A 2,284-nucleotide genomic window follows, 5' to 3' on the forward strand; every position below is an offset into this window, starting at 1 on the left:
CATAGCTCGTAGCTTTCGCAACCACTTCATCTCGCTTGTGGGACGACTCGTCAACCGATCGGGAAAGATTACACTGCGTACTCCGGCTCGTTGGCTATGGGCTAAGGCCTTCATGAAAGAACTCATCACCTTCGGAGCCCTTGAACCAGTTCCCATCTAGGGAATTACTTCCGACTCTAAGCGCGCTCCCGAGTACTCTCTCCAAGCGCTGCCACAAATGAAACACCAAATCAGATCCTTAACCCACCACGCCCCAACTCTGAGTCAGAACCGATCCAGAGCCACGGGTTCACCCAGCGCAACGAAATCACAATCTCAGGGCCACCGCCGGACCTCAAACCGGGGTGCGTCGGAGGATCCAGGCTAAGCTCGCTTTCCATCCGAAAACACACAACGAACAACTTTCCCAATAGCTCTAAACGGTTTAGTCACTTTCCAGGATCGAGAAGTTAGAAGAGCATTGCGCTCCACCTCGACCATAGCCAAAGATCGACTAAGGAACGCATTTTTCAATTTGAGCTCACCTAACTCCTCGTCGATCTTGACCACACTCGTTCTGAGAGTCTCAATTTGCTCCAATAGCACCTGCTCGGTATGCTCTAGTCTTTCTACTTCACTACGCCAGCGAGCAATTTCCTGATCGCTCTCGACCAACCGAGGACTAGGGTAGTTAGTGTCAAGAGTCTCTGCAGCAGCGCACTCAGACAAAACTTCCGAGGGATACCGGGGCTTGTGTAGAAGCAATAGAACAAGATCGTCGACGGTATTCATGAGGGCTACACTTTCAACCTTTCTGTGGAGTTGATTCCGATCATTAGGAATTAATATAAGCCCGCATTCCTTGGCATCTCCAAATATGTTTTTCACCTCACCCTTGAAATTCTTCGAATTAAAGGCTTCTGTTATCACTCCCAAGACAGTGTAATCATGACTCTTCGCCCATTGCAGATGTCCAGCTCCGGCATCAACTGAATTGAGCTCTAGGAATATGACCGGCCGAAATTGTTGAATAGTCAATTCGCCACCCTTCAATACATTGGCTTCATAACCTTCGACATCAGCCTTAATAAAATCCACCCTTTCAAGTTCTAATGCGTCAAGAGGTAGAATCTCTACAGACGACACAGGCTCGCTATAAGAGTCACCCCTCAAGTGAGTAGATGCCACATTGGTCGAATTATTTAGGTGAAGAACATCAAAGCGCCGTTCTTCGCCTAGGGCTATTCCCATTACCGAAATAGTAGCCTTTTGTGACCTTCCGACATTAGATTTGAGCAACTTTAGAGGTCTTGGATTCGGCTCAAAAGCTAATACTTTACCGTTGGCGCCCACCAAGTCAGCAAATGCCAAGGTATGAGTACCGATGTAAGCACCAATATCCAGAACATAGGCACCAGGAGGTATCCAATTGGAGATTACATCTATCTCCAATTGCGCCCATTCACCATAAGTACGAAGAGCTATTGAGATGAGATCATCGTCGTCGAACACATCCATTGTTCCGTACCTACAGTCGTATGCAGCCACTACGCATCCCTCTTCGTCTCAGATTCCGTACATTGGTCCTAAGTTACCCTAATCTAGAATTTCAGATGTCCCACCGACCAATAACGCCATCGACCCAATGTCCCCTTAAAAGCGGCGTTTAGATGCGTGTGCACCTTCCAAATAAGATCCACACAAATTTGTCTTCGACCCAATTCGGAGCCAGTGCGGATACCCGGAAGAACCAGTGGTACCCGCCAGCCAATCTGATCACCAAGAAGCCATAGTGAGAGTAGCGTCCACCCAAGTGGTGTATGGACTATCAAGTGTTTCGGTGTGAAAGTTAGCCTTGCATAAACAGTGCCGCTGTTTGATCCTTACATAGGTGATAGGTGATAGGTGATAAAGCACAGAAAGAAGAACACACAAGTGACCACTTAGGTCCCTCTATGGTCCCTGTGAGTTTATCCCAGTAGATATCCGAAGCTAAAGCGGATATCTTGCGAAGTTATGTGGAACACATCGCAAGTTTGCTCATGGATCCCTAAAGCTGATGCAGACTTACGGCGCCTTATAGTCAGGTCCTTAGTTCAGCTACGAATCGTCGAAGACGATATGGAGAGCGAGTTTTAGACACTTTTCGTAGGCACGGTTGGGCTTAGGACTTACAAAGCTTGCGACAAGGAACATACTTTCCTAAGCTGGCTCCTAGTGTCCCTCCTCAGAAGTTTGCGGAGAAACAATAGGCTCCAGGTATTTCTGCATTGAAGCGAAGATCTCGTCGGCGCTCTTGGTCCAG

Annotated in this window: 1 protein-coding gene; it reads right to left on the reverse strand. The window is 47.9% G+C overall.

Going from position 1 to position 2,284, the window contains the following annotated elements:
- Nucleotides 1-363: 363 nt before the first annotated feature.
- A complete protein-coding gene (locus tag BUA24_RS11615) occupies nucleotides 364-1,497 on the reverse strand; it encodes an FkbM family methyltransferase (RefSeq protein WP_072792758.1) in 1,134 nt (377 codons plus the stop codon).
- Nucleotides 1,498-2,284: the final 787 nt, after the last annotated feature.

This window comes from Ferrithrix thermotolerans DSM 19514 (genome assembly GCF_900128965.1).
GTDB classification, from domain to species: Bacteria; Actinomycetota; Acidimicrobiia; order Acidimicrobiales; family Acidimicrobiaceae; genus Ferrithrix; species Ferrithrix thermotolerans.